Annotated in this window: 22 protein-coding genes and 1 pseudogene; 7 read left to right on the top strand and 16 right to left on the bottom strand. The window is 71.8% G+C overall.

Annotation, left to right across the window (positions count from 1 at the left end):
- Positions 1-59: 59 nt before the first annotated feature.
- Positions 60-512, bottom strand: a complete 453-nt coding sequence (locus C466_RS01830; RefSeq protein WP_004599541.1) for an adenylyltransferase/cytidyltransferase family protein — start codon at positions 510-512, stop codon at positions 60-62.
- Complete coding sequence (locus C466_RS01825; protein ID WP_004597232.1) at positions 509-1024, bottom strand: Mov34/MPN/PAD-1 family protein; 516 nt, start codon at positions 1022-1024, stop codon at positions 509-511. The genes C466_RS01830 and C466_RS01825 overlap by 4 nt, the downstream gene beginning before the upstream one ends.
- Positions 1025-1165: 141 nt before the next feature.
- Between C466_RS01825 and C466_RS01820 the strand changes: the two genes are divergently transcribed.
- Positions 1166-3136 (top strand): DHH family phosphoesterase, encoded by a 1971-nt coding sequence (locus tag C466_RS01820; RefSeq protein WP_004597233.1) that lies wholly within the window; start codon positions 1166-1168, stop codon positions 3134-3136.
- 57 nt (positions 3137-3193) lie between these two features.
- Here C466_RS01820 and C466_RS01815 read toward each other — a convergent pair whose 3' ends face one another.
- Both C466_RS01815 and C466_RS01810 read right to left on the bottom strand, forming a co-directional pair.
- The gene (locus C466_RS01815; RefSeq protein WP_004597234.1) at positions 3194-4894 is read right to left on the bottom strand and encodes a phospholipase D-like domain-containing protein; all 1701 of its coding nucleotides are present in this window, start codon (positions 4892-4894) and stop codon (positions 3194-3196) included.
- Between the two features lie 114 nt (positions 4895-5008).
- Positions 5009-6451 (bottom strand): HEAT repeat domain-containing protein, encoded by a 1443-nt coding sequence (locus C466_RS01810; protein ID WP_004597235.1) that lies wholly within the window; start codon positions 6449-6451, stop codon positions 5009-5011.
- A gap of 245 nt (positions 6452-6696) precedes the next feature.
- On the opposite strand from C466_RS01810, the pseudogene C466_RS01805 reads away from it, so the two are divergent.
- Positions 6697-8163 (top strand): annotated as a pseudogene (locus tag C466_RS01805) (MATE family efflux transporter).
- A 25-nt stretch (positions 8164-8188) separates the two neighbouring features.
- On the opposite strand, the gene C466_RS01800 reads toward C466_RS01805, so the two are convergent.
- From C466_RS01800 to C466_RS01785, 4 genes are all read right to left on the bottom strand, one after another.
- Positions 8189-8752, bottom strand: a complete 564-nt coding sequence (locus C466_RS01800; RefSeq protein WP_004597236.1) for a cysteine hydrolase family protein — start codon at positions 8750-8752, stop codon at positions 8189-8191.
- Positions 8745-9626 carry a YqcI/YcgG family protein gene (locus C466_RS01795; RefSeq protein WP_004597237.1) on the bottom strand — a complete coding sequence of 294 codons (882 nt, stop codon included), beginning with the start codon at positions 9624-9626 and terminating at the stop codon, positions 8745-8747. Before C466_RS01795 ends, C466_RS01800 begins: the two co-directional genes overlap by 8 nt.
- Before the next feature lie 553 nt (positions 9627-10179).
- Complete coding sequence (locus C466_RS01790) at positions 10180-11664, bottom strand: sodium:solute symporter family protein (RefSeq protein WP_004597238.1); 1485 nt, start codon at positions 11662-11664, stop codon at positions 10180-10182.
- Positions 11661-11933, bottom strand: a complete 273-nt coding sequence (locus C466_RS01785; RefSeq protein ID WP_004597239.1) for a DUF3311 domain-containing protein — start codon at positions 11931-11933, stop codon at positions 11661-11663. The genes C466_RS01790 and C466_RS01785 overlap by 4 nt, the downstream gene beginning before the upstream one ends.
- A gap of 177 nt (positions 11934-12110) precedes the next feature.
- Between C466_RS01785 and dnaG the strand changes: the two genes are divergently transcribed.
- Positions 12111-13703, top strand: coding sequence for a DNA primase DnaG (dnaG, locus tag C466_RS01780; protein ID WP_004597240.1), 1593 nt, complete (start codon positions 12111-12113; stop codon positions 13701-13703).
- 407 nt (positions 13704-14110) lie between these two features.
- Here dnaG and C466_RS01775 read toward each other — a convergent pair whose 3' ends face one another.
- Positions 14111-15121 (bottom strand): prepilin peptidase, encoded by a 1011-nt coding sequence (locus C466_RS01775; protein WP_004597241.1) that lies wholly within the window; start codon positions 15119-15121, stop codon positions 14111-14113.
- 151 nt (positions 15122-15272) lie between these two features.
- Here C466_RS01775 and C466_RS01770 point away from each other — a divergent pair, with 151 nt between their 5' ends.
- Positions 15273-15818, top strand: a complete 546-nt coding sequence (locus C466_RS01770) for an HPP family protein (RefSeq protein WP_004597242.1) — start codon at positions 15273-15275, stop codon at positions 15816-15818.
- A 6-nt stretch (positions 15819-15824) separates the two neighbouring features.
- Here C466_RS01770 and C466_RS01765 read toward each other — a convergent pair whose 3' ends face one another.
- The 7 genes from C466_RS01765 to C466_RS01740 form a co-directional block, all read right to left on the bottom strand.
- Entirely contained in the window at positions 15825-17138 is a 1314-nt protein-coding gene (locus C466_RS01765) for a DUF6498-containing protein (protein ID WP_004597243.1), read from the bottom strand.
- Between the two features lie 91 nt (positions 17139-17229).
- Positions 17230-17442, bottom strand: coding sequence for a hypothetical protein (locus tag C466_RS01760; protein ID WP_004597244.1), 213 nt, complete (start codon positions 17440-17442; stop codon positions 17230-17232).
- On the bottom strand, positions 17439-18539 hold the full coding sequence (locus C466_RS01755; RefSeq protein WP_004597245.1) for a GNAT family N-acetyltransferase: 1101 nt from the start codon (positions 18537-18539) through the stop codon (positions 17439-17441). The genes C466_RS01760 and C466_RS01755 overlap by 4 nt, the downstream gene beginning before the upstream one ends.
- A complete protein-coding gene (gene gatD, locus C466_RS01750; protein ID WP_004597246.1) occupies positions 18536-19831 on the bottom strand; it encodes a Glu-tRNA(Gln) amidotransferase subunit GatD in 1296 nt (431 codons plus the stop codon). The genes C466_RS01755 and gatD overlap by 4 nt, the downstream gene beginning before the upstream one ends.
- Positions 19832-19971: 140 nt before the next feature.
- Positions 19972-20247 carry a PadR family transcriptional regulator gene (locus tag C466_RS01745; RefSeq protein WP_004597247.1) on the bottom strand — a complete coding sequence of 92 codons (276 nt, stop codon included), beginning with the start codon at positions 20245-20247 and terminating at the stop codon, positions 19972-19974.
- Positions 20248-20673: 426 nt separating this feature from the next.
- Positions 20674-20820, bottom strand: coding sequence for a hypothetical protein (locus tag C466_RS16860; protein ID WP_004597248.1), 147 nt, complete (start codon positions 20818-20820; stop codon positions 20674-20676).
- Positions 20821-20882: 62 nt separating this feature from the next.
- Positions 20883-21107, bottom strand: a complete 225-nt coding sequence (locus C466_RS01740; RefSeq protein WP_004597249.1) for a hypothetical protein — start codon at positions 21105-21107, stop codon at positions 20883-20885.
- Between the two features lie 489 nt (positions 21108-21596).
- Between C466_RS01740 and priS the strand changes: the two genes are divergently transcribed.
- Genes priS through C466_RS01725 form a run of 3 tightly spaced genes read left to right on the top strand, consistent with a single transcriptional unit; the run spans position 21597 to position 24531 of the window.
- The gene (gene priS / locus C466_RS01735) at positions 21597-22760 is read left to right on the top strand and encodes a DNA primase small subunit PriS (protein ID WP_004597250.1); all 1164 of its coding nucleotides are present in this window, start codon (positions 21597-21599) and stop codon (positions 22758-22760) included.
- Between the two features lie 10 nt (positions 22761-22770).
- Positions 22771-23880 (top strand): DNA replication complex subunit Gins51, encoded by a 1110-nt coding sequence (locus tag C466_RS01730; RefSeq protein WP_004597251.1) that lies wholly within the window; start codon positions 22771-22773, stop codon positions 23878-23880.
- A gap of 9 nt (positions 23881-23889) precedes the next feature.
- Complete coding sequence (locus tag C466_RS01725) at positions 23890-24531, top strand: DUF998 domain-containing protein (RefSeq protein ID WP_004597252.1); 642 nt, start codon at positions 23890-23892, stop codon at positions 24529-24531.
- Positions 24532-24550: the final 19 nt, after the last annotated feature.

Raw genomic sequence — 24550 nt, 5'->3', positions numbered from 1 at the left:
CGCTTCCACCGCTGGCGAGTCCGCGCGTTCGCCGCGGTCGGCGGACCCCGGCCCGCGACCTACGAGGGCGTCGCGTCGCCGTCCTCGCCGCGCTCGCGCAGGATGCGGTCGACGATGTCGCCGCTGGAGAGCAGTTCGTCCTCGTACTTCGGTTCCCGCCCCGACGCGCGCTCGACCCGGCAGTCGATGCCGCGGGCGTCGAGGGCGGCCGCGATGTCGGCCTCGTCGTGGTGCTGGTCGAATCCCAACACGATCACGTCGGGGTCGAGCCGCTCGATGGGGACGAACACGTCCTCCGGGTCGCCGAGGTGGGCCTCGTCGACCGCGGCGAGCGCTTCGACCATGTCGCGCCGCTGGCGGGCACAGAGGATCGGTTCGGGCTTGTGCGTGACGTTGGTGCGGCGGGCGACGATGGCGTGGAGCTCGTCGCCGTGCGTCGCCGCGTCCTCCAGGTAGTGAACGTGGCCGGGGTGGAGCAGGTCGAAGGTGCCCTGCGCGACGACCCGCGTCATCTGAACCACGAGAGGAAGCCGCCGGAGTCTCGGTCGTCCAGCTCGCGGTCGATGTCCGCCTGTGTAAAATCGAAGAAGTGCTCGTCTGGCACCTCCACGTCGAGCACGTCGAGGGTCGTCTGCTTCCCCTCGTTGTCGAACGCCTTCCAGTCGCCCCACCCGTAGGGCGCGCCCGCGATGATGTGCACCTTCCCCTGTCCGAACGTCGCGAGGTCGGCGTCGCTCGGGCGCAGCGCGCCGTTCGGGTGTGAGTGGACCGACCCGACCGCGCGCATGTCGTTCGGCTTCATGTGCGTCCGGACGCTGGCGCTCGTCGGGCTCGACTCCGTCCCCGGGATGACGAGCACGTCGGTGATCACCTGCCCGTCCCGGTCGAGGTCAAGCTTCCGGGCGTCGTCCGCGCGGAGGAACCCCATGTACTCGTTGGGGTGGGTCTCCTCGCTCGCCTCGAGCACGAACTCCAGGGTCTCTCGGGCGATCCCGAGGAGCTCGTCCGAGCGGAACAGTCGCATGGACGAGACAAGTCGCCGTCGCCTCATAGGGGTTCCGGACCGCGGGACACGGGGGCGGTCCCTCCGCCGCTGCCGAGCCGCGTCCGGGGGCCCGAGCCCCGAGAGAACAGGCTTAACACCGGCCGTTCCCGAGAAGCGTCCATGAGCGAAAACACCGCCGGGGATTCCGGCACGCGGGGCGATTCGAGCCCCGAACCCGACGCCGACGCGGCGGAGGGGACGGTCGAGGACCGGTCGGCGCGCGCGGCCGACGACCGCCCGACCGTCTACGACCTGGCACCGGACTGTACCCTCGAAGACGCCGAGGTCGACGCCTTGTATCACGCGGAGGTCAACGGCGTCGTCGACTACGGCGTGTTCGTCGACCTCTCCGACGCCGTGAGCGGACTCGTCCACGAGTCGAACCTCGGCGGCGACTACGCCGTCGGCGACCGGCTGATCGTCCGGCTCACCGAGGTGAAGGAGAACGGCGACGTCGCGTTCGACGACGTCGACCCCGACGACTACCGCACCGAGACCGTCGCCCACGAGCCGACCGTCTCGCGGGTCCGCGGCCTGACCCCGGGCGACGAGGTGACCGTCGAGGGCGAGGTCGTCCAGGCGAAACAGACCGGCGGCCCGACCATCTTCGCCGTCGCCGACGCCTCCGGCGTCCTCTCGTGTGCCGCCTTCGAGTCCGCCGGCGTCCGTGCGTACCCCGAGGTCGAGGTCGGCGACATAGTCCACGTCTCGGGGACGATAGAGAGCCGCGAGAACGCGCTCCAGCTGGAGGTCGACTCGCTGACGCGGCTCCCCGACGAGCGCGCCGCCGAGGCCCGCGAGCGCTTCGAGGCGGCCCTCGACGAGCGCGCCGAGCCCGCGGACGTCGACCCGCTGGTCGAGTGGGAGGCGTTCGAGCCGATCCACGAGGACCTCCGCGAACTCGCACGGCTGCTCCGCCGGACCGTCCTCGCCGGGCGCCCGATCCGCGTCCGCCACCACGCCGACGGCGACGGCATGTGCGCCGCGATCCCGGTCCAGCTCGCCTTGGAGAACTTCGTCGAGGAGGTCCACGGCGACCCCGACGCGGCGCGCCACCTCTTCAAGCGGCTCCCGAGCAAGGCCCCCTACTACGAGATGGAGGACGTCACCCGCGACCTCAACTTCGCCCTGGAGGGCCGCGCCCGCCACGGCCAGAAGCTCCCCTTCCTGCTGATGCTCGACAACGGGTCGACCGAGGAGGACGTGCCGGCCTACGAGAACCTCGCGCACTACGACATCCCCATCGCGGCGGTCGACCACCACCACCCCGACCCCGAGGCGGTCGAGCCCCTGCTCGACGCCCACGTCAACCCCTACCTCCACGGCGAGGACTACCGGGTCACCACCGGGATGATGTCCGTCGAACTCGCCCGCCTGATCGACCCGTCGCTCACCGAGGAGCTCGAGCACGTGCCGGCCGTCGCCGGCCTCTCCGACCGCTCGAAGGCGGAGGCGATGGACGACTACGTCGCGCTCGCCGAGGGCGCGGGCTACGACGAGTCCGACCTCCTCGACATCGGCGAGGCGCTCGACTACGCCGCGCACTGGCTCCGCTACTCCGAGGGCAAGACCCTCGTCAACGACGCCCTGAACGTGGGGTGCGACGACGAAGCGCGCCACGAGGAGCTCGTCGAGTTCCTCTCCGAGCGCGCCGAGCGCGACGTGGAGCGCCAGCTCGACGCCGTCGACGACCACGTCGAACACGAGCGGCTCGCCTCGGGCGCGCACCTCTACCGGATCGACCTCGACGAGTACGCCCACCGGTTCACGTACCCCGCGCCGGGCAAGACCACCGGCGAGCTCCACGACGCGAAGGTGAAGGAGACGGGCGATCCCGTCATCACCATCGGCTACGGCCCCGACTTCTGCGTCCTCCGCTCGGACGGGGTTCGCCTCGACATCCCGAACATGGTGACCGAGCTGAACGAGGAGCTGCCCGAGGCCGGCGTCTCCGGCGGCGGCCACCTCGTCGTCGGCTCCATCAAGTTCGTGAAGGGGCGCCGGAGCGAGGTGATCGAGGCGCTCGTCGAGAAGATGGCTGGCGCGGAGATCGACGAGGCGCTCTCGTCGACGATCGCGCTCGACGACTGAGCCGGCGGTTACGACCGCTCGCAGCGGTCCGGAACCCGCTCGCGCCGACCCCGTTTCTCAGCCGAACGCGATCTCCCGCCGAGCGACGGCGCCGGCCCCCGCGAGCGCGACGCCGAACCCGCCGACGAAGGCGATCGGCAGCTGAATCCCGCCGCCGCGCCAGTCCGCCGCGTACGCGCGGGCGTAGAAGTCCGCGACCGACTCGTCCTCTATCGCGAGCAGGACCTCGCGGTTGTTCGTCTCCGCGCTCGGGTTCCAGTTGAGGCTGCCGACGACCGCGGTGTCGTCGACGACGAGCCCCTTCGCGTGGACCTTCCCGAACCGGCCGCGCGGCTCGGCGAGGTCGACCGCGATCGGCTCGTCCACGAGCCGCTTCGAGAGGTTCCGGTTCGCCTCGCGGTCGTACCACGCGTCGGAGAGCAGCAGGTGGACGTCGACCCCGCGGTCCGCGGCGCGCCGGAGCGCGCGGACGATCCGGTCGTTCGGACCGCCCACCCGCGGCACGACGGCGAGCACCCGCTCGTCGGCGGCGTCGATACGCGCGACGATCCGGTCGGCGGCGTTGCCCGGGGCGGTCAGGACCGTCACGTTCGCCGCGACCGGCTGCGCGGGCGCGTCGAACCGCGTCGGGTAGGAGCCGTTCGCGCGTCCGCCGCCGTGGAACTCGGTGTCCGCCCGGAAGGCGCGCCACGACCGCGCGTCGCGGGCCTCGAAGTCGGCGCGGAACAGCGCTGCGAGGTCGTCCGCGACGGCGGCGCTCCGGTCGGTCTCCCCGTCTCCGGCGTCCCCCTCCGTGCCGGCGCCGCCCCCACTCCCGTCCCCTGCCCCGACCACGACGCCCCACCCGCGGTTGCTGTGCCCGCCCGTGCCGGACGGCTTCCAGTTCTCCGTGAGGACGACGGCGCGGTCGTCCGCGACCGCGTACTTCGGGTGGTGAAAGCGGAACCGCTCGACCTCGCCGTCGAGGATCCGAACCTCGACGCCGGCGGCCGTCAACCGGTCGATCAGCGCCGCGCTCCGCGCCGGGAAGCCGCCGACCGGCGACCCCTCCAGCAGCACGCGAACCCGCACCCCGCGGTCGGCGGCCGCGACGAGCGCCTCGACGACCCGCTCCGAGGTCAGCGTGTAGCCGGCGACGAACAGGCGCTCGTCCGCGCTCCGGAGGGGATCGACCGGCACGCCGGGGCTGTCCGGGAGGACGAAGGGCCTCACGGCCGCGTCCGCGGTCGACTCCGGCGAGCGGGGGTCGTACCCGCGTGGGCGCCACTCGCCCCACGAGGCGCGCCAGCGGTACCCCTCGCGGGCGCGGTCGTAGGAAACCACGTCGACCGCGGTCCCGTTTCGCCGGAGCTCGATCCGGTCGCCCGACGCCGACAGCGGGAAGTAGTCGTTCAGACGGCGAATCTGACGCCGGTCTGCGACCGCGGCGGCCGTCCCCGAGTCGCCGGCGAGGATCGACGCGGTCCGGTTCGGCGCGGTCGACAACGTCACGGTCCCGCTCGCGTTCGCCGGAATCCCGGCGTCGTAGTAGCCGTCGGAGAGCGACCAGTTCCCGCGCTCCGGCAGGGAGACGACGAGGTACTCGCCGCGGTTCTCCGCGGTCGTCGGGTTCGGGTACAGCCCGACGATCCGGGGCTCGCTGTCGGCGGCGGAGGCGTTCGCCGAGGTGGGCTCGACCTCGTCGAGCGGCGCGGCGGCGCCGAGCGGGGCGGCCGCGGCCGGAAGCGAGCAGGCGACGCTCGTCGCGGCGACGAGCAAGAGGAGCGCGGCGACGCGGGACCGGCGGCTCGGACGACGGGGTGACACGGCGAGCGTGGTGCCGGTATCGGATAAAAGGGTTCGCGGCCACCGCGAAGGGGACGAGCGCGCGTCTCAGGCCGTCGGCGCGGGCTCGGCCTCGTCGAGCGCGCGCTCCGCCTTCTCGCCCTCCGTCGAGACGACGAACGAGCGCTCGTCCGCGTACTCGGCGACCGCCTCGAGCGCGTCGCGGGTGCCGATCTGGCGGAGCGCCCAGCCGGCGGCCGCGCGAACGTCGTCGGACGGGTGCGCTTCGAGGGCGTCGGCGAGCGGGTCGACGGCGCGGGTGTCGCCGATCAGGCCCAGCGCGCGGGCGGCGTGGGGGCGGACCAGCTCGTCGGTGTCGCCGTCGGGGTCGAGCTGGTTCGCGAGGGGCTGGACCGCCTCGGACGCGCCGATTTCGCCGAGCGCCTTGAAGACGGCCTTCTGGAGCTGCGGGTTCGAGTCCTCGTCGACGTACTCCACGAGGGTGTCGGTCGCCTCCTCGGCCGCCATCTTCCCGAGGATTCGGATCGCGGGGCGGTCGCGCTTCTCGGCGCGGCCGAGGACCTCCTCGACGGATGCCTCGGTCTTGCCGCGCTTGCCCATGCGCTCGAACGCCTCCAGGCAGTGGCGCTCCATGAACTCGGACTGCAGCGAGTCGAGCGCGAGCAGGATCATGTCGACGTTCCCCTGCGCCTCGTGCTCCTTCAGCGCGGCCCACTCGACCGGGAAGTCCTTGTAGTGGCCGAGCACGTCGTAGTACCCCTGCGCGCGGAGCTGCTCGTGGGTCTCGAGGTCGTCCCACTCCTCGGCGTCGTCGAGGGCGGCCTCCAGGTCGTCGGTCGCCGCCAGCAGCGCGGCGATCGCGTCCGCGTCCTCGTCGGCGTCGAAGCCGGCCTCGGCGACCGCCGCGGCGACGGCGTCGAGCGCCGCGGTGAGCTGATCGACGGGGATCGGCTCCGCGGCGGCGGGCTCCTCACCGTCCGCGGCCTCGTCGAGCAGCGCCTCGGGGTCCTCGTCGGCCTCGTCGATCGCGTCGGGGGCCGCGTCGTCGACCGCGTCGGCGGCCTCGCCGACGAACGACGCGACGGCGGCCGCGGCGTCGTCGTGGCCCGCCTCTGTCCACTCGGTGTCCGCGACCGTCCCGGACGCGGCCTCGACGGCGTCGACGACGTCCTCGCCGTAGGGGCCGCGGGCGTCCGCGACGCCGTCGCGGAGCTCCGCGACGCGGTCCTCGAGGTCGCCCCGGGGGTCGTCGGCGTCCTCGTCGTCCTCGTCCGGCTCGGGGAGGTCGGCCTCCTCGATCCCGGTCTCGGCGTCGTCCAAGAGCGCCTCGACGTCGTCGAGGTCGGCCTCCGTCTCGGCGGCCTCGAGCCGCTCGGCGATCTCGTCGAGGTACTCGTTCAGGGACTCCTCGGTCGCGTCATCGGGGAGCGTCGGGGCGGCCGTCTCCGTCTGCTCGCCGGCGTCCCCGCCGTCGTCCGCGGCGTCGGCCTCCTCGGAGGCGTCGGCCGGGTCGTCGTCGCCGTTGCTCATATACCACGAACTCCGTGTGTAGTCCATTAAGAGGTTTCCCTTCGCGGGCGTCGAGCGGCCGTACGCGGGGACCGAATCGGATGCGCTCGGCGGACGGATTCGCTGCGGCCGGACGGCCGACCGTCGCCACTCGGCGATCAGACTGTCGATGCTCCGCACCGAACCCGCTGCGGACGCCTCGGCTCAAGGGGCGTGTTCACGACCAGCACACTTTTATTATCCCCATCTAATACCGGAACGATTCGATGCTGGACATCGACCGCGAGACGATCACCGACGGGCCGGTCGGGCGCGTGCTGCTCGTCCTCGCGGCGCCGCTCGTCGCGCAGAACGTCGTGTACGTCGCCAACGCGCTGGTCGACACGTTCTGGCTCGGGCGGGTCGGCGAGGACGCCGTCGCCGCCGTCGGGCTCAGCCTCCCGATCCAGTCGCTGCTCGGCGCGACGGTCGTGGTCGGCGCGGTCGGCACCCAGATCCTCGTCTCGCAGCGCGCCGGCGACGGAGACGACGCGGGCGCGCGCCGCGTCGCGGTCAACGGCGCGCTCGTCGCGCTCGCGGTCACGGCGGCGGTCGCGATCCCAGTGGTCGTCTACGCCGAGGAGGTGGTGGCGCTGCTCGGGGCGGACCCGGCGCTCGCCGGGACGACCGCGACGTACCTCGCGATCGTGATCGCCGTCCTCCCGGTCGGCGCGGTCGGTGACACCGTCGAGAACTGCTTCACGGCGTACGGGGACACCCGAGCGGTGTTCCACGTGAGCCTCGTGGGCGTCCTCGTCAACCTCGTCGCCGCGCCGGTGCTCATCTTCGGGGTCGGCCCCGCCCCGCGGCTCGGCGTCGCCGGCGCCGCGCTCGGCACCGCGCTCGCGGGCGTCGCGAGCCTCCTGTAGATCCTCGGGTACGCCGCGGGGATCGGCCGCGACACCTTCCGACTCACCCCCGAGGCGTTCGCGCTCGATTTCGCGGCGGTCCGCGAGGTCGTCTCGGTCGGCCTCCCGCTCGGCGGCCAGCGCGGCGTGAGCGAGCTGGTCCGCGTCCTCGTCGTCGGCCTCGTCGCGGTCGCCGGCGGCGCGGCGGGCGTCGCGGCGTACACGGTCGGCGCCCGGGTCGCGACGCTCGCGGTCGTACCCGCCCTCGGAATACAGCAGGCCGCCCAGTCGATGATCGGCCAGAACCTCGGCGCGGACGCCCCCGAGCGCGCCCGCCGGACGACGACGGTCGGCACGGGGATGGTCGTCGCCGGGTTCCTCGCGCTCGGCGCGGTCCAGTTCCTCCTCGCCGGCGGGATCGCGGACCTGCTCGCGCCCGACCTCACCGCGACCGGCCGGTCCCTGTCGGTCCTCTACCTCCGGATCCTCGGCGCCTCCTACTGGGCGCTCGGCGGGACCTACACCCTTCTGGCGGGGTTCAACGGCGCCTCCCGCACCCGGACCTCCTTCGTCGCCGACCTGGTCAAGTACTGGGCGGTCCGGTTTCCGATCGCGGTCGCGGCCGTCCCGGTCGCGACGACGTTCGGCGCGTTCGGCGTCACCGTGACGCCGGGACTGGGGTGGGGCGTCGAGGCCGTCTTCTGGGCGGTCGCGGCCTCGAACGTCGTCGGCTTCCTCGGACTGGGCGGGTACTTCCTGTACACGACGCGGCGCGGAATGTTCGCGAACGCCGCCGAGCGCGCGAACGGCGGAAGCCCGGAGGCCGCGGACGCCGCCGACGACTGAGCGCGGGCGGCAGCGGGACCCCCCGTCACTCCGCGAGCAGGTCGGCGCTCTCGACGACCGTCGCGAACTCGCCGTTCAGGTGCGCGAGGGCGACGCGGTGGGAGGTCTCGGGGTCGATCTGCTCCCCGTCGGGCGCCTCGCGGGCGTGCGTCGCGGTCGCGTCGGCGACCACCCGCACGTCGTAGCCGCGGTTCTCGGCCTCTCGCGTCGTCGTGGAGACGCAGTGGTCCGTGGTGAGCCCGCAGACGACGAGCGACTCGTGACCCGCCTCGCGGAGCCACGCGTCGAGCCCGGAGCCGAGGAACGCGCCGTTGACCGACTTCTCGAACGTCGGCTCCCCGTCGACGGGCGCCGTCTTCGGCTTCCACGCGAAGCCGGGGGCGTCCGGACGTAAGGGGGAATCCGGCTCCGTCGAGGCGTGGCGCACGTGCGCGACCGGGCGATCCGCCGCGCGCCAGCGGTCGAGGAGCGCGGCCGCGGCCGCCTCGGCGTCGGGGTTGTTACGCTCGCCCCAACCGGGCTCGTCGAAGCCGGTCTGGAAGTCGACGAGGAGGAGGATGGACCCCCCGTCCGCCGGCGAGTCAGTCATCGCCGAGCCCCGAGGTGACGGGCGCGTCCGCGTCGGCGCCCGAGGCGCCGTCGCCCTCGTCCGCGAAGCGACGCCACGCGCCCGGTTCGAGCAGGGGCTCGGGCGCCTTCGGGTGGTCGCGGGTCGGCGACAGGGGACAGGCGTCGGGACTCGCGTCGTCGTCCACGCGGAAGAGGTACTGCTTCCACTCGCGGTCGCCCTCGGTGCCCCAGTCGCCGAGGTCGGCGTGGGGACAGACCCCGTCGTAGTCGCCCATGCGGTCGCGGATCGCCTCGCGGGCGCGCTCGCCCGCCTCGGTGTCGGCCGTGATCCCCTCGAAGACGGCGCGGGGCTGGAAGGTGATCTCCAAGCCGACCGGCGAGTACCGGCTCTTCCGGTCGTCGTAGAAGGGCGCGCGAGAGGTCGGGAACAGCGCCTCGCCCCCGAAACAGAACTCCCAGCGCGGCGTGTCGGGATCGGTCGGGATGTCGTCGGGCCACGGCTCGGGGTCGTGGACGTGGAGGAACTCCAGCACGTTCCAGAGCCGCTCGTGGTAGTGCGCCTCGCCGCGGTCGTCGTCGGGCGGCTTAAAAAACACCGCAAGGGGCGCGCGGTCGGCGTGGTCCGGGTACGTTTCGAGGTACTCCAAGAGGACGTCACGGAACCGCAACAGCGCGGCCGGGTCCGTCGTCGACTCGCAGGCGGCGTACAGCATGTCCCCTTCGCGCTCGACTTCGATGCCGAAGTAACAGGGGAACGGTGACCCGTCGCGCTCGCCGAGCATCGACTCCCGGAAGGTTCGGTAGTGCTCGCGGAGCCAAGGCGGCGCGTCGTCGAGCCGACCGCGGAGCGTCGCCTGGTCCAACAGCACGCCCTCGGTACCGGCCTCGTTCATACGCCTCGTCGGGGACAGACCGGCTTTTGGCTTTCGCCGGGTTCGGCGCGGTGGGAACGGTTCGGTGGCGCTATTTCAATCCGACCAGCGCGGTGGCGCGTGCCTCCGAGCGCCCCACCGGGCGCGAGGAGCACGCGCGAGGGAGTCGCGAGCGAAGCGAGCGACGAGGCTGGGGAGGCNCCCGCCCCTCCACGTCGGCGCGTGCCTGCGAGCGGCCGCCACTGGCGGCCGCGAGGAGCACGCGCGAGGGAGTCGCGAGCGAAGCGAGCGACGAGGCTGGGGAGGCGTGAGGTGCTGTGCGGTTGCGGTGGGGTGGGACTCAAAGGGGCAGTCGCGAGGGCGGCGCAGGCGACGTAAGCACCGCAGCGAGCAGCGCGAGCGAGGAGCACAGCGAGCGTGCGCCGCCCTCGCGACTGGGGCTTTGGAGCCCCTCGTCGTCGATCCGTGATCAACCATTTATAAGCGAGCGACTGGGGCTTTAGCGGCTTTCATCTCCGGTTCGGTGGCAGAGGAACGCAAAACGCCGGCCCAGAACGAACCGTTTTACAAATTGTCAATCACTTACAACCGCGAACCGCGAGGCGTCGCTCTCCTCGGTCGGGGCGGTGACCAACGACACGCCGACCGTCAGCGCGCCCGATAGCACCATCAGCCCGAGCGCGACGTCCCAACCGCCGAGGACGGTCCGGGGAAGCGTCGGGACGGCGCCGACGACCCCCGACAACACCACCGCGAGGTAGATCGCCTGCGGGACCGCGACGCCCGCGATCATCCCCGTGCGCGTCGTCCGCGGCCAGTAGAGCGCGCAGAGCACGGGGAGCGCGAGCAGCGCGAACCCGGAGAAGGCGGTGTCGCCGACCTCGATCAGCGTCCCCGGCCGGAACAGGCTCGCGACGAACGCCAGCGTCGCGAACGCCGCGACGCCGATCCGCGCGATCCACGCCTCGCGCCGCTCGGAGGCGTCCGCGTCGATCAGCGGCCGGTACAGGTCGCGAGTGAAGTACGACGACCCCGAGAGCAGCATCGAGTCAGAGGAGGACATCATCGCGGCCATCGCGCCCGCGACGACGAGCGCGGCGAACCACGCCGGCGCGTACTCGTTCAACACGACCGGCAGCACGTTCGCGCCCTCGGGCACCTCGATCGGGGCCCCGGCCGCCCACGCGCCGAGCATGAACGCGGGGAGGAACAATAGGAGGACGAGGACGGGCCACAGGGCGAACGACCGCTTCAACACCGTGCCCGACTTCGCGACGAAGAACCGCTGGTTGATCTGCGGGAACATCGTCACTCCGAACGCGATGGTGATCGCCGTCGAGACGATGAACCCGACCGAGTAGGTCCCGCCGCCGAAGCTTCCGAACTCGGGCCGGGCGGCCAGCATCCCCTCGGTCGCGGCGCCGACGCCGCCGAGCGCCGAGACGACCCACGCGGCCGCGACCCAGACGATAGAGAGCATGAACAGCCCCTGGAGCGTGTCGGTCCACGCCACGCCGCGGAGCCCCGCGACGGCGACGTAGAGGATCATGAAGCCGGTGATCAGCGCCGCGCCGCCCCAGTAGGGGACGGCGCCGTCGGTGAGCCCGACGAGCGCCTCGCCGGCGCCCATCTGTTGGAGCATGACGTACGGGAACAGCCACAGGAGGCTCACGCCGGCGACCAGCGCGCGCAGCCCGGTCGAGCCGAACCGGTCGCCGAGCATCTCGCCGAGCGTCACGTAGCCGTTGCGCGCGCCGATCAGCCACTGCTTGTAGCCGATGACGTACCACAGCACCGCGAATAAGACGCCGTCCAGCGTGCCCATCACGACCAGCCACTCGGGACCGGCCGCGTACGCGAGGTTCGGGCCGCCGAAGAAGGTGAACGCCGAGAGCAGCGTCGCGAACGTCGTGAACAGCAGCACGAGCGTCCCGATCGACCGGCTCGCGAGGTAGTAGTCCTCGGCCGTCGTCTCCGAGACGCGGTACGCGACGAGGCCGAGCGCGAGCGCGACGACGAGGTAGCCGACGACGACCCCGAGCGAGACGCCGAGCGTCACCGGCGGTCACCCCCGCGGTCGACGACCCCGTTTCCGGTTCCGTCGACGGGGTCGGCGGCCCACCGTCCCATCCCGCGCTCCCACGCGCCGCTGCGCACGAACAGCGCGAACAGGGCGGCGCACAGCCCGAGCCACGCCACGTGCCACCAGATCCAGACTGGGAGCCCCGCGACGACGCGGTCGACGCCCCACAGCGGCCACGGTACCGCGAACGCCACGAGTATTGCGAACGTCGGTATCCACACGAGATCGCTCCGTGAGCGCGTCATGTGAGATTATGATACAGCTACGAACACTAAGAACTATCGAATACATTCGAAGATTCGTGTTGGAGAGAATTTCTCTTCAATAACCTCCGCCGGAGGAGCGTGGCGATAGCTATTTTCCGCGAGGAACGCAACCATACACGGACGGGCGCTACCGCCCGACATCACCATTCACCACTCATGAAAGACACAGAAAAATACCTGATTCACGCCACCATCGCGGCCGACGGCGTCGTCGAGCGGAGCGACGTCGTCGGGGCGGTGTTCGGCCAGACCGAAGGGCTTCTCGGCGACGAGCTGGACCTCCGCGACCTCCAGGAGTCCTCGCGCGTCGGCCGGATCGACGTCTCCGTCGAGTCCGAGAACGGCCAGTCGTTCGGCGAGGTCACCGTCGCGTCGAGCCTGGACAAGGTCGAAACAGCCATCTTAGCGGCCGCGCTGGAGACGATCGACCGCATCGGCCCCTGTCACGCCTCGGTCGAGGTGACGAGCATCGAGGACGTACGGGCGGCCAAGCGCCGCGAGGTCGTCGAGCGGGCGAAGGAGCTTATCGCCGGCGGCTTCGAGGAGACGAGCCTCGCGAGCAGCGACGTGCTGGACGAGGTCCGCGACGCCGCCCGGGTCGAGGGCATCGTCGACTACGAGGGGCTCCCCGCCGGACCGCGCGTCGGCGACTCCGACGCCGTCATCGTCGTCGAGGGGCGCGCGGACGTGCTCACGCTGCTCGACTGCGGGATCAAAAACGCCGTCGCGGTCGAGGGGACGAACGTCCCCGAGGCGGTCGCCGACCTGACCGCCGACCGGACCGTCACCGCGTTCCTCGACGGCGACCGCGGCGGCGAGCTCATCCTCCGCGAGCTCGCGCAGGTGGGCGAGGTCGACTACGTTGCGTTCGCGCCGCCCGGCGAGTCCGTCGAGGACCTCGACCGCGACGCCGTCTTCGAGGCGCTCCGCGGGAAGGTGCCGTACGCGAGCCTCGCCGACGCCGCCGACCTCCGAGCCGCCGCCAGCGACGAGGAGATCGCCGACGGCGACGACCCCGGCTCGATCGCCCGCGTCGGCGACGGCGGGGCGCTCCCGGGCGACGCCTCAGAGGGTGATTCGGCAGGACCGTCGGCCCAAACGACCCCGTCGCCCGAGATCGAGCCGGAGACCGAGTCGGCCGAGTCGGAAGGGTCCGACGCGCCGGTCGACACCGGCGACCCGCCCCCGTCCGGCGGTGCGAGCGAAGCGCCGGAACCCGACTCGACGCCGACCGACAAGGACGAGACGCGGGGGAGCGTCGAGCCCGACGTAGCCGGAGACGACGAGTCCGGCGCCGACCCGGTAGGCGATACCGACGCCGACCCGGTCGGCGAGGGCGATGAATCCCAAGCCGAGCCGGTCGACGAGGGCGGAGAGGTCGACGCCGAGTCCGACGTGTCCGATGACGAGGCCGCCGAGGCGGAGGGCGACGACGAGCCCGACGAACCGCGGACGATGGCGGGGCACGTCGGCGAGGTCGTCGACGGGGAGACCGGCCGCGCGCGGCTCCTCGGCGACGAGTTCGACGTCCTCGACGAGGTCGACGCCGCGGACGCGTTCGACGCGGTCGAGGGCGCAGAGCCCGCGCCGAACGTCGTCGTCGTCGACGGCACGGTCGACCAGCGGCTGCTCGACGTGGCGGCCCAGCGCGGCGTCGGCGACCTGATCGGCCGCGACCTCGGCGAGTTCGTGAAGCGCCCGGTCGGGACGCGCGTCCTCGCCGCGGAGGACGTCTGGGCCGAGGGCTGACGATACGGCGCGGTCGTCGACTTTTGTTTATAAATGGTTGCCCGCGAATCGGCGGCGAACACCGCTAAATAACCAGCCGCTCGTTTATAAATAGGTTCCCACAGGTCGTCAGCGAACACCGCCGAAGCCCCAGCCGCGAGGACTCGGTGCGCTCGCTGCGCTCCTCGGTCGCTCACTCCGTTCGCTCCCTGCGGTGCTTGCGTCGCGCGCCGTCGTCCTCGCGGCTGCCCCTTCGAGTCCCGCCCCGCACCGCAACCGCGCCTCACACCTCCCCAGCCTCGTCGGTCGCCGTCGCTTTGCTCGGCGACCGACTCCCTCGCGCGTGCTGCTCGCGGCCTGACGGCCGCTCGCAGGCACGCGCCACCGCACCGCCTTGGTCGTTTGTAAATCAGGCCATCGGTGCCGGCTCACACCAGCCCGACCGCGCCGAGCAGCGCGAACAGCGCGTCGCCGAACGTCAGCGAGGCGACGAGCCCGAGGGTCATCGGGACGACGAACGGCATCCCGGGCGAGACCAGCACGCGGTCCTCGCGGGCGACGACGTCGAGGCCGTCGCGGAGCGTCGCCGCGTCGGTGCCGTAGGCGCCGTGATCGATCTCGTCGAGGAAGCGCTCGGCCGCCCAGGGGTCGTCGAAGTCGCGGCCGGCGTCGGCGGTACTCTCCACGTCGCCGTCAGCTCCCGCGTCGACCGCGCGCCCCCCGTCCGTCCGCGGCCCGACGTGGGTCCCGCCGTCGGTCGGGTCGAACGTCTCGCCGACCGAGTCGGGGTCGCGGAGATCGTCGGGGGCCGCCCGCAGGTCCGCGAGCGCGAGGCCGCGCCAGCGGAGGTACATCCGGAGCGCGTCGAGGTCCACCCCCCCTCGGGTGGGGCCGTCCGGGTCCTCGAACAGCCGTCCGTGGCGGTCCGGCAGCGAGTCGGTCGCGACCGGGCGCGCGAGGAACATGCTGGAGGAGACCTCGCCGCGGACGAGGTTGCGGACGGCGAGCCCGATCGGGTACGCGAGGCCGAGGAGGACGGCGTTCGTGAGGATCGTCAGCGAGAACACCCCGAGCTGGGTGTCGACGACCGGGAAGGCGATCCCGGCGATCTCGTAGGCCGGGAACGTCGGGAAGACCAGCGCGAGCGCGATCATCGCCTTGGCGTCGGCGCCGCCGAACGCGCCGAGGTACCAGAAGGCGTAGCCGAGCGGCGCGACGAACAGCAGGCTGATCGCGACTCGCACCAGGAATCGCATCTCCACGAACCCCCCGAGAGGCCAGATCGTCACGATCTCCCAGACCAGAAGCAGCGCGCCGAACAGGTACAGCGGCGGCCACAGCCGGTTCGGGAGGCGCCGGGTCCGGACGTCCCGGATCGCCGCCCACGCGAAGACGGGAACGACGAGCAGTCGGAAGAGGTCCGGCAGCGTCGCGAACATGTCCCCACGGCCGGGGTCGGGCTAATTAGTCGTTCGGGTTCGGCTATCGCGAGCGATAGCGCCGCCCCGCGTCCGCGTCGCCGAGGTGGCTCGGCGCCTCGGTACCGGCGATCCGCCGGGCCTATGTGAGTCGCTCGCCGACCGGGTCGCAATGCGTCGCCGTCTGGGGACCAGCCTGTACGCCGGCCTGCTGTTCACGGTCCTCGGTCTCGTCGCGTGGGCGACCGGCCAGCCGTTCGTCTTCCCGAGCCTCGGCCCGTCGGCGTTCGTCCTCGCGTTCGACCGCCGGAGCGAGCGGGAGCGCGCCGTTCGCGTGGTCGCGAGTCACCTGATCGGCGGCGTCGCCGGGCTGGCGGCGTGGACGGTCATCGCCGACGGCGCCGCGCTGACGGCGACGCCGCCCGCCTTCTCCCCCGAGGGGTTCCGGCTGACCGCGAGCGCGGTCGCCTCGCTCGTGGCGACCAGCTGGGCGATGATCGCGACCGACTGGGTCCACCCGCCGGCGTGCGCGACGACGCTCATCGTCTCGCTCGGCCTGCTCTCGACGCCCGCCGAGGTGGCGATCATCGTCGCGAGCGTGACCGTCCTCGTCGCCTTCCACGCGGCCGTCATCCTCGCGTTCAAGCGCCTCGTCGGGGACGCACACCCCTTGTACGGGCGCGACGACGCGGACGAAGCGGACGACGCGGAACGGTGACGCCGTTCACTCGTCCGATCGGCCCGACCCGTCCGGTCGGGCCGACCCGTCGGGACGCTCCGGCTGCCTGTCGAACACGTCGAGGACCGGCTCGGCGTCGTCGAGCCCCGGGATCCGGTACTCGTCGTCGCGGAGTTCGATCGCGACGGTCTCGGTCCCGAGTCGCCGGTCGAGTCGGCTCCGCTCCACCCGTAGGTCCGTCTCGTCCCACGGTTCGACGCGCCACAGCGCCACGCCGGACAGGCGGTCGCGGGCGACGAGCGCGTCGTCGCCGGCGCGGTACTCGACGAGTCCGTACCGGAGTTCGTGGTCGAGCGCGGCGATCGCCAGCGGGACCGCCACGGCAAGCGCGCCGAGGGTTCCGGCGGTCGGCCAGTTCCCGCCGATCGCGAACAGCAGACCGACGAACCCGAAGGACCCGGCGATGTACCACAGTCCCGGATGGCCGAGGGGAGTCGTCAGCGCCCCCGCGACCCGGGCGCGTCGGGGCTGGCGGACCGTCTCGACCGGTTCCGCGAGCGACCCGTCCGCCGGTTCTGGCTCGGGAGGGTCGTAGGAGAACCCCAGATCGAGCGACGACGACTCGTCGAACGCCGCCAGCCGGTCGCCGTACAGCCCGCCGAGGTCGAACGCGGCCTTCACCGCCACGATCCCGAGCAGGAGCGGGAGTCCGACCGCGTCGGCGTCGAGCGCGGAGATCGGCGTGTCGTCCTCTAAGGTCCCCGCGGCGACGATCGTGACGGTGAACAGCGCGCCGAGGAAGATGGCCGCGCCGCGGGCGAACACGCCCGTGAACGCCGTCTGGGCGCTGTGGTCGCGGTACTCGCCGCGGCCGAAGTACTCGACGAGCGTCGTCGCTCCCTCGCCGACGAACAGGGCGAGCGTCGCGAGCGCGACCGTGTCGACGACGGTCGGGACCGTCCCCTCCTCGACGACGACGCCGACTGTGAGCGTCCCGACGACCGCCCAGACGACCGCGAGGATCGGCGCGGCAATGGGGAGGACGAGCAGCGAGGAGAGCCGGATCGAGAGGCCCGTTCGAGGGATCGAGAGCCCGAGTCGTCGCTGCGCGAGCGGTCCGGAGAGCAGGACCTCGCGCTCGATCTCGGACGGTCGGCCGGCGAACAGCGCGCGGAGGAGCGCCCAGCCGGACGCGATCCCGAGCTCGAACCAGTACAGCGTCATCAGGGCGGCCGCGTTCCAGCCGAGCGCGACGACGCCGACGAGCGGGAGCAGGTTGGCGATTGCGACCGAGAGCGCGCGCGGCCGGCGGCCGCGACCGAGCGCGCGTACCCGGTCGGTCAGAGGGAGGGCTGGCATCCGTCGGTCGTTTCTGGTCGTCGCACATAAGCGGCCGGGAGCGGCCGGCCCGGCGCGATACCGGACCGAGCCGGTCGGGGACGCGACCGACTCAGCGCGCCGGACCGGCCTCGCGGTGGAGGTAGAGGTACGCCAACACCGGAACGATAGTGAGGAGGAGCGTCGAGAGCGCCCAGACGACCGCGTAGCGGCTCCCGCGCGCCCTCGCGTCGCGGTAGATCCAGACGGCGGCGGCGACGACCACGCCGTAGATCACGAGCGTGAGCGGGAGCGACCACGGGAGGTCGACGCCGAAGAGGGTCATCGCCCACCGGTGAGGTCCGCGCACATCACGAAGTCGGGCTCGGCCGCGACCGACACGCGGTTCGCGGCGGCGTCGCTGACGTGTTCGACCGTCTCCGGGATCAGCGCGCGGGCGCCGTCCGCGTCGACCCCCGCGGCGTCGGCGGCGACCGCGTCGAACAGCGCGCCCGCCGCGTCGACGTCGCGCCACGCGGCGACGCCGTACGTCGCGGTTCTGGTGGTCTCGCCGTCGACCTCGCGCTCCGTCACGCGGGTCCGGACCGCGACCCCGGCGAGCCCGCCCGCGTCGCCGACAGCGAGCAGGCGGTCCTCGGCCGCGGCGGTCGCGAGCCGCTCCCGGGTGAGCTGCGAGCAGGCCCACGACTCGTCGGGGTCGAGCGCGAGGCCGCGCAGGCGGTCGCGGGCGTCGCTGTCGCTCCAGAACGCCCACGCCGCGTTCGGGTCGGGGTCGTCGAGGGCGGCGATGTCGACCGCGGCGGAATCGCCCGCGTCGCTCCCGTCGAGCGCGTCCGGATCGGGCTCCGGCTCCGCGAACCGGAACTCCGTCTCGGGCTCGAAGCCGACCGCGCGCGACTGGCCGAGCCCCATGACGTTCCACGAGAACACCATGTTGCGGCAGACCGCCGCACCGCGGTCGCGCGCCCAGTCGAGCGCGGCCTCCGAGAGCGCGGTGCCGACGCCGTGGCCCCGGGCCGCGGGGTCGACGCGGATTCCCTGTCCCCAGGCCTCCCACTCGGAGAGCGAGACGCCCTGGATACAGCCGACGACCGCCTCGGGATCGCCCGCGTCGGCGGCGCCGTCGCCGTCGCCCGCGACGTGCGTATCACCGGCTTCTCGGTCGTCGAGGCCGGCGGCCTCGACCGCCTCCGAGGGCAGCGTGGCGACGAAGGTGCCGCGGTCGGGGTCGTCGGACTCGGCCCACTCCGGGAACACCCGCGGGATGTAGTCGTCGTGGCGCTCGCCCCAGGTGTCGGCGGTGAACGCGGCGACCGCGTCGGCGTCGGCGGGACGCGCCTCGCGGACGACGGGGGCGGGCGCCGAGTCGGAATCGGGCCCCGACCCGGAGTTGGACGCCGGCTCTCCCTCCGATCCCGTCATCGCCAGGGCTGCGACTCCTCGGTCAGTTCGCCCGCGAGGTCGCGGCCCATCGCCTCGGCGGGGTCGGAGCGGTTCGCGAGCGCCCACATCAGCTTCACCTTCGCGGTGCCGGGGAGGGTGTCGCCCGCCTCGACGACGCCCGCGTCGAGCAGGTCGCGGCCGGTGTCGTACACGCGGTCGCAGACCCGCCCGTCGAGGCACTGACTCGTCATCGCGACGACGGTCCCCCCCTCGACGAGCGCCTCGATCCGCGGGATGAGGTCGGTGTGGACGTGGCCGAGCCCGGTGCCCTCGATCACGACGCCGTCCTTGTCGTCGAGGTACTCCCACGCCGCCGGGTCCATCCCGGGCGTGAACTTGACGAGCTCGACGTCGCCGTCGAGGTCGGGCGCGAGATCGACCGATCGCTCCGCGCTTCCGCGCGCAGTGGGCTCGCGGTTCCATTCGATCGCCGCCTCGGCCGCGTCGCCCTCCGCGCCCGCCTCGGCGGCGGCCTCGTAGTCGATGACGCCGAGGGGCGCGGCGCCGACCGTCTCGAAGGCGTCCCGACGGGAGGTGTGGTTCTTGCGGACGCGCGTGCCGCGATGGAGCGCGCAGGCGTCGTCGGACGGGCTCGCGTGCATACAGACGAGCGTCTCGGCGTGGTCGGCCTTCGCGGCCTCGACGGCGCACACCGCGTTCATCACGTTGTCGGAGGAGGGCCGGTCCGCGGAGCGCTGGCTTCCCGTGAACACGACCGGCACCGGCGAGTCGAGCATGAACGAGAGCGCGGACGCGGAGTACTGCATCGTGTCGGTTCCGTGCATAACGACGACGCCGTCGGCGCCGGCCTCGATCTCCTCGGCGACCGCGTCGGCGAGGTCGCGCCAGATGGACGGCTCCATGTTCTCCGAGAGGATGTTCGCGACGACCCGCCCGCGGTAGTTCGCGCGGCCGGCGAGCTCGGGGACGGCCCGCAGGACGTCCTCGGCGTCGAACTGGGCCGTGACGGCGCCGGTCCGGTAGTCGACGGTGGAGGCGATGGTCCCGCCGGTCGAGATGAGCGAGACCGTGGGCAGGTCCTCGTCGAAGGTGATCTCCGAGGCGTCGTCGCCGCCGCCGTCGTCGGCCGCGGGGTCGACCTCGCGGACGCCGGACTCAAGCACCTCGACGTCGGCCTCCTCGCGGTCGATACCGACGTTGTAGCCGCCGTCGAGCTTGACGACGAGGTGGTCGCGCGTCGTGGAGGGGAGCAGTACGCCCTCGTTGGTGACGCCCCCGCGCTCAACGCGGACGCGATCTCCCGGTTGCATACGACCGGGTTCCGCCGGGGCGGACTTGAATCCAACCGTTCGCGGCGGCGCGTCGACGACCGGAAAACGAGCAGAACGGAGCGAGAAAGAACGGAACGGGCAGAGCTATCGACCGGGTGCGGGAGCGACGGGCTGTCGGGTCAGTGCTCGATGTACTCGGCTTCCCAATCGGTCCGGGCCTCGATCTCGCGGCGCCCGCGGCGGGTCAGCGTGTAGTAGTTCGTGCGGCGGTCGCGCTGGCCCTTCTCGACGAGCCCCTTCTCGACGAGCGTGTCGAGGTTCGGGTAGAGGCGGCCGTGGTGGATCTCCTTCTCGTAGTACTCTTCGAGCTCCTCCTTGATGGCCAGCCCGTGCGGCTCGTCGAGCCCCGCGATCACGTAGAGCAGGTCTCGCTGAAAACCTGTGAGGTCGTACATACAACTGACTGTACATACCTGTCGAGAATAAATAAATATACCGTTATATCAGTCCTCGTACGACCACGCGCCGTCCCCTACGTCCCCGTAACAGACGCCTCCGTTCTGTCAGTTCCGTAACTCGCACGCGTAGCGGATTCGGGCATCCGCGGCCGGACGTCGTTTTCGGCGTCTGATACGTCTGCGAACGCGAGGACAGCGGCCCGTCGGTCGGGATCGCGGGAATTGAGATCTCGGGAAGCGCGTTCGCTCGGGCGCGAAACGAGAAGCGGGCCGCTACGCGGTCGAGTGTCGGAAGAAGGCACGCCCGACGCGGAAAAAAGCCGCGTCGGGCCTGCCGATTGGTCCCCGCTGACGCTTCGGCCCTCCAGACGAAGCGTCACTTCATCGTACACCGTAGAGAGTGATAAACGTGTCGTACGTCGGTCACATATGTTCTTCTTCTAACACCCATCCGAGCGCGCGCTTGTAGTGGGTGAACAGCTCCTCGACGCCGCGGTGGTTCATCTCCTCGTCCTCCAACTGTTCGCGGAGGAACTCGTACTGCTCTCTGACCTCCTCTTCGGAGCGCATGCGAAGGGGTACGGAGCCGCCTCGGATAGTGTTGTGGCCGAGAGGATCGGAGCAGTCGAGCGTTATCGGTACCTCGCGACGAGCGGTCCGACGATCAGCAGCAGGCCGACGGCAGTCAGCAGGCCACCGAGACGTACCGATCCGTTGAGCGTCGTCATACCGAGTACCATCGTCACGCCGGTCATCGTCACCAAGGCGCCGGTTACCAGAAATATGGCACCCCACACGACGTCGGGGACCAGTTTGGCGACCTCATCGATGACTACGTCGAATATCTCGTCGAGCATGGGGACCAGCCGTGTGCGGTCGACGAATCTGTCGAGTAAAATACTGTCGACGGCCGGCGTTGATAGGTGATTCCGGTAGAGAACTGTGTCAAATTCCCATCGGTTCGCATATAAATAGGAGACAGCGGATCGACGGTGCCACTTCCAAAGCCCCAGCCGGGAGGACTCGCGCGACTCGTTGCGCTCCTCAGTCAGTCGCTACCGCTCCTTCCTTGCGGTGCTTACGTCGTCGGGCTTCGTCCTCCCGGCTGCCCCTTTGAGTCCCGCCCCGCTCCGCACAGCACCTCACGCCTCCCCAGCCTCGTCGGGCGCGTCCATCGGGCTCCCTTCGGTCGCCCTCGTCGCGCCCGACTCCCTCGCGCGTGCGACATCGCGCCCTGCGGGCGCTCGTCGGCACGCGCCTCCGCCTCGTTTATTTATAAACGGTCGCTGTCGCGGTCGCCGGCGAACGGTAACGTTGATACGTCGACCGCGGGTACGAGAGGAGACATGGACGAGCGGACCCGCGAGTACCTCCGGGGGCGGTTCGGCGACTACTACCGGTCGGTCTCGCTGTCGCTCCCGCCCGACGCGAACCTCCGCGAGTGGGGTCACATCCCGTGGACCCCCGGGTCGGGGACGACGATGGTCCGCCACCAGTCGCTGTTCGACCTCGGCGACGTGGACACGTTCTTCGCGGACAACGCCCCCCGCCACGCCTACTTCTCGGCCGCGCGCTACGACAATCCCGGCGCGGCGACGATGGGACAGAAGGGGTGGCGCAACGCCGACCTCGTCTTCGACCTCGACGCCGACCACCTCCCCGGCGTCGACCCGGAGACCACCTCGTACCCGGAGATGCTGGCGGCCTGTAAGGACGCCCTCCTGCGCCTGTTGGACTTCATCGACGACGACTTCGCGTTCGAGGACGTGACCGTCGTCTTCTCGGGCGGGCGCGGCTACCACGTCCACGTCCGCGACGAGAGCGTCCGAGAGCTTGACAGCGACGCGCGCCGCGAGATCGTCGACTACGTGCGCGCCATCGACCTCGACACCGACGACCTGATCCGGACCGTCTCCGACCGCGGCACGACGAAGCGCGTCCTCCGCACCGAGGGCGGATGGGGCGCGCGCGTCCACGAGGAACTGGTGAACTACGCCGACAACCTCCGCGAGATGGACGAGGACGACGCGCGCAAGGAGCTGATGGAGTTGGACGGCATCGGCGAGGGGCGCGCACAGACGATCCTCGGCGCGTTCGACCGGAACCCGACCGCGGTCCGCGAGGGCAACGTGGAGGCCGGCGGGCCGGGCGTGCGACGGCTCGTCTCCGCGCTCGCCGCGCGCGTCGCCGCCACCGACGCCGCGCCGATCGACGAGCCGGTGACCACCGATACGCGGCGGCTCATCCGGCTGCCGGGGACGCTCCACGGCGGCTCCGCGCTGGTCGTCACGCCGCTCGACCGCGACGAGCTCGCCGACTTCGACCCCCTGCGGGACGCGGTCCCCGACCGGTTCGTCGGCCGCGAGATCCGGATCGAGACGGACGCGGATCGGACGGTAGAATTAAACGGCGAGCGCGTCAGAGTTGAATCCGGTAGAAACACCGTGCCCGAGTTCGCGGGAGCGTTCCTGATGGCCCGCGGCGAGGCGCGGAAAGCCCCCGAACGATGACCGACCACAGATGAACCTCGACGAACTCCGATCCGCGCAGGCGAAGGAGCGCCGGAAGGACAGCCTCCAGCACCTGCGGGACTCGTTTTACGACGACGTGGGCGCGTACGTCGCGGACCTCCGCGCCGCGCGCGACCGCCGCGCCGAGCAGGTCGAGAACCCGTTCGCGGACGACGACGTCCGCCGGCTCTCCGACGAGGTGGAGACCGCCGAGGAGGTCGCCGAGGCGCTGTACGAGCGCCGGGTCGGCAAGGTCGTCAAGCTCGCCTCCTTCGCCGCGGCCGACATGTCGGTCGACGAGGAGGGGATGACCACCGAGGAGCGCAAGCTGTTCGACGACCTCGTCGAGCGCATCACCGCGAACAAGTCGGAGGTCCTCGACGTGCTCGCGGGCGAGTCGCCGGTTCCGGACGACGGCCCGACCGCCGACGGCGCGTCGGCCGCTCCCGAAGCCGTGGAGGCGGAAGATCCGGCATCGAGCGACCGGACACCAAGCGACCGGACACCGAGCGACCCGGCGGCCGAAACCGAGGAGCCTCCCGCCGGGACGGAGCCGGCGGACGCGGGCCCCGCGGACGCGCTCGCCGGAGCGATGGGAGGGACCGAGACTGACTCGACCGCCGATGCCCCGCCCGCACCGACCGAGGAAGACGCGGCTCCCCCCGCTCCGGAGCCGACCGAGGGAACCGGTGGCGACGGCACCGAAACCGACGACGACCCGACCCCGGTGCCACCCGAGTCGGCGCCGCCGGGGGCGGTCGGCGTCGACGAGGACCCGGACGGGGTCGCCGACGGGACGCCCGCGGGCGACGCCGACGAGTCGACCGCCGACGCGACGACGGACGGCGGAGCGGTGCCCGTAGGAGCGGCGGGCGGCGAGCCGACGGCCGACGCGGCGCCGGCCGCGGATTCGGAACCGACCGGCGGGGCGGAGCCGACCGCGGATTCGGAACCGGCCGACGGGACCGAACGGGCGACCGTCCGGATCACCCGCGACGTGGGGGCCATCTTCGGCGTCGACGAGCGGGAGTACGAGCTCGCCAGCGAGGACGTCGTCTCCCTCCCGGTCGAGAACGCCGACCCGCTGGTCCAGCGCGACGCGGCCGAGCGGATCGACTAATCGCGGTCGATGGCGGCCGCCGCGACGGACGATCGGCCCGGCACCGGCTCGGAACCTGATTCTCCCGAGGTCGGCCGTGTCGCGGCCGCGTTCGGCGCCGCCGCGACGCTCTCTGCGCTCGGCGGCATCGCGCTCGGGGTCCTGCTCGATCCGACCTTCTCGTGGACGACCGACGCGCTCTCCGACTTAGGGGTTCGCGGCGGGAGCGCTACCGCGTTCAACTGGGGACTGATCGTCGGCGGCGCGGCCGGCGTCTGTTACGCGGGCTGCGTCGGACGAGCGGGTCGACCCCTCCGAGCGCTCCTCCTCGCGCTGGCGCTGGCCTCGATGGGCGGCGTCGGCGTCTTCGACCTCACCGAACCGCTTCACGGCCCGGCGGCGATCGGGTTCTACGGACTGATCACGCTGGTGTTCGCGGTCGACGGGTGGGTCAGACGGGGGGAGGCGACCGGCCGCGTCGCGCTCGCGTTCACCCCGGTCCACATCGCCGTCTGGGCGACGTTCGCCGCCGGATGGTGGCCCGTAACCGGGCTCGCGCTGCCGGAGCTTCCGGGGGCGCTCATGCTCGCCGCGTGGGTGTGGGTGGTCGGGCCGGCGCCGGTCGTCGAGGCGATTCGGTCTCCGCTCAGGGACCCGACCGACGGACACTAACGCCGCGGGCGGCTACGGG

It is taken from the genome of Halorubrum distributum JCM 10118, from assembly GCF_000337335.1.
GTDB classification, from domain to species: Archaea; Halobacteriota; Halobacteria; order Halobacteriales; family Haloferacaceae; genus Halorubrum; species Halorubrum distributum.
The sequence above is the reverse complement of the archived record's forward strand: the minus strand, read 5'-3'. Positions and strand labels throughout refer to the sequence as shown.

What these genes read in the sequence shown, in the direction of transcription:
- C466_RS01730 (WP_004597251.1), top strand. Translation starts at nt 22,771, where the DNA reads ATGAACCTCGACGAACTCCGATCCGCGCAGGCGAAGGAGCGCCGGAAG.
- C466_RS01785 (WP_004597239.1), bottom strand. Translation starts at nt 11,933, where the DNA reads ATGACGCGCTCACGGAGCGATCTCGTGTGGATACCGACGTTCGCAATA.
- C466_RS01740 (WP_004597249.1), bottom strand. Translation starts at nt 21,107, where the DNA reads ATGCTCGACGAGATATTCGACGTAGTCATCGATGAGGTCGCCAAACTG.
- C466_RS01765 (WP_004597243.1), bottom strand. Translation starts at nt 17,138, where the DNA reads ATGCCAGCCCTCCCTCTGACCGACCGGGTACGCGCGCTCGGTCGCGGC.
- priS (WP_004597250.1), top strand. Translation starts at nt 21,597, where the DNA reads ATGGACGAGCGGACCCGCGAGTACCTCCGGGGGCGGTTCGGCGACTAC.
- C466_RS01745 (WP_004597247.1), bottom strand. Translation starts at nt 20,247, where the DNA reads ATGTACGACCTCACAGGTTTTCAGCGAGACCTGCTCTACGTGATCGCG.
- C466_RS01770 (WP_004597242.1), top strand. Translation starts at nt 15,273, where the DNA reads ATGCGTCGCCGTCTGGGGACCAGCCTGTACGCCGGCCTGCTGTTCACG.
- C466_RS01825 (WP_004597232.1), bottom strand. Translation starts at nt 1,024, where the DNA reads ATGCGACTGTTCCGCTCGGACGAGCTCCTCGGGATCGCCCGAGAGACC.
- C466_RS01775 (WP_004597241.1), bottom strand. Translation starts at nt 15,121, where the DNA reads ATGTTCGCGACGCTGCCGGACCTCTTCCGACTGCTCGTCGTTCCCGTC.
- gatD (WP_004597246.1), bottom strand. Translation starts at nt 19,831, where the DNA reads ATGCAACCGGGAGATCGCGTCCGCGTTGAGCGCGGGGGCGTCACCAAC.
- C466_RS01795 (WP_004597237.1), bottom strand. Translation starts at nt 9,626, where the DNA reads ATGAACGAGGCCGGTACCGAGGGCGTGCTGTTGGACCAGGCGACGCTC.
- C466_RS01810 (WP_004597235.1), bottom strand. Translation starts at nt 6,451, where the DNA reads ATGAGCAACGGCGACGACGACCCGGCCGACGCCTCCGAGGAGGCCGAC.
- C466_RS01760 (WP_004597244.1), bottom strand. Translation starts at nt 17,442, where the DNA reads ATGACCCTCTTCGGCGTCGACCTCCCGTGGTCGCTCCCGCTCACGCTC.
- C466_RS01820 (WP_004597233.1), top strand. Translation starts at nt 1,166, where the DNA reads ATGAGCGAAAACACCGCCGGGGATTCCGGCACGCGGGGCGATTCGAGC.
- C466_RS01830 (WP_004599541.1), bottom strand. Translation starts at nt 512, where the DNA reads ATGACGCGGGTCGTCGCGCAGGGCACCTTCGACCTGCTCCACCCCGGC.
- dnaG (WP_004597240.1), top strand. Translation starts at nt 12,111, where the DNA reads ATGAAAGACACAGAAAAATACCTGATTCACGCCACCATCGCGGCCGAC.
- C466_RS16860 (WP_004597248.1), bottom strand. Translation starts at nt 20,820, where the DNA reads ATGCGCTCCGAAGAGGAGGTCAGAGAGCAGTACGAGTTCCTCCGCGAA.
- C466_RS01755 (WP_004597245.1), bottom strand. Translation starts at nt 18,539, where the DNA reads ATGACGGGATCGGAGGGAGAGCCGGCGTCCAACTCCGGGTCGGGGCCC.
- C466_RS01725 (WP_004597252.1), top strand. Translation starts at nt 23,890, where the DNA reads ATGGCGGCCGCCGCGACGGACGATCGGCCCGGCACCGGCTCGGAACCT.
- C466_RS01800 (WP_004597236.1), bottom strand. Translation starts at nt 8,752, where the DNA reads ATGACTGACTCGCCGGCGGACGGGGGGTCCATCCTCCTCCTCGTCGAC.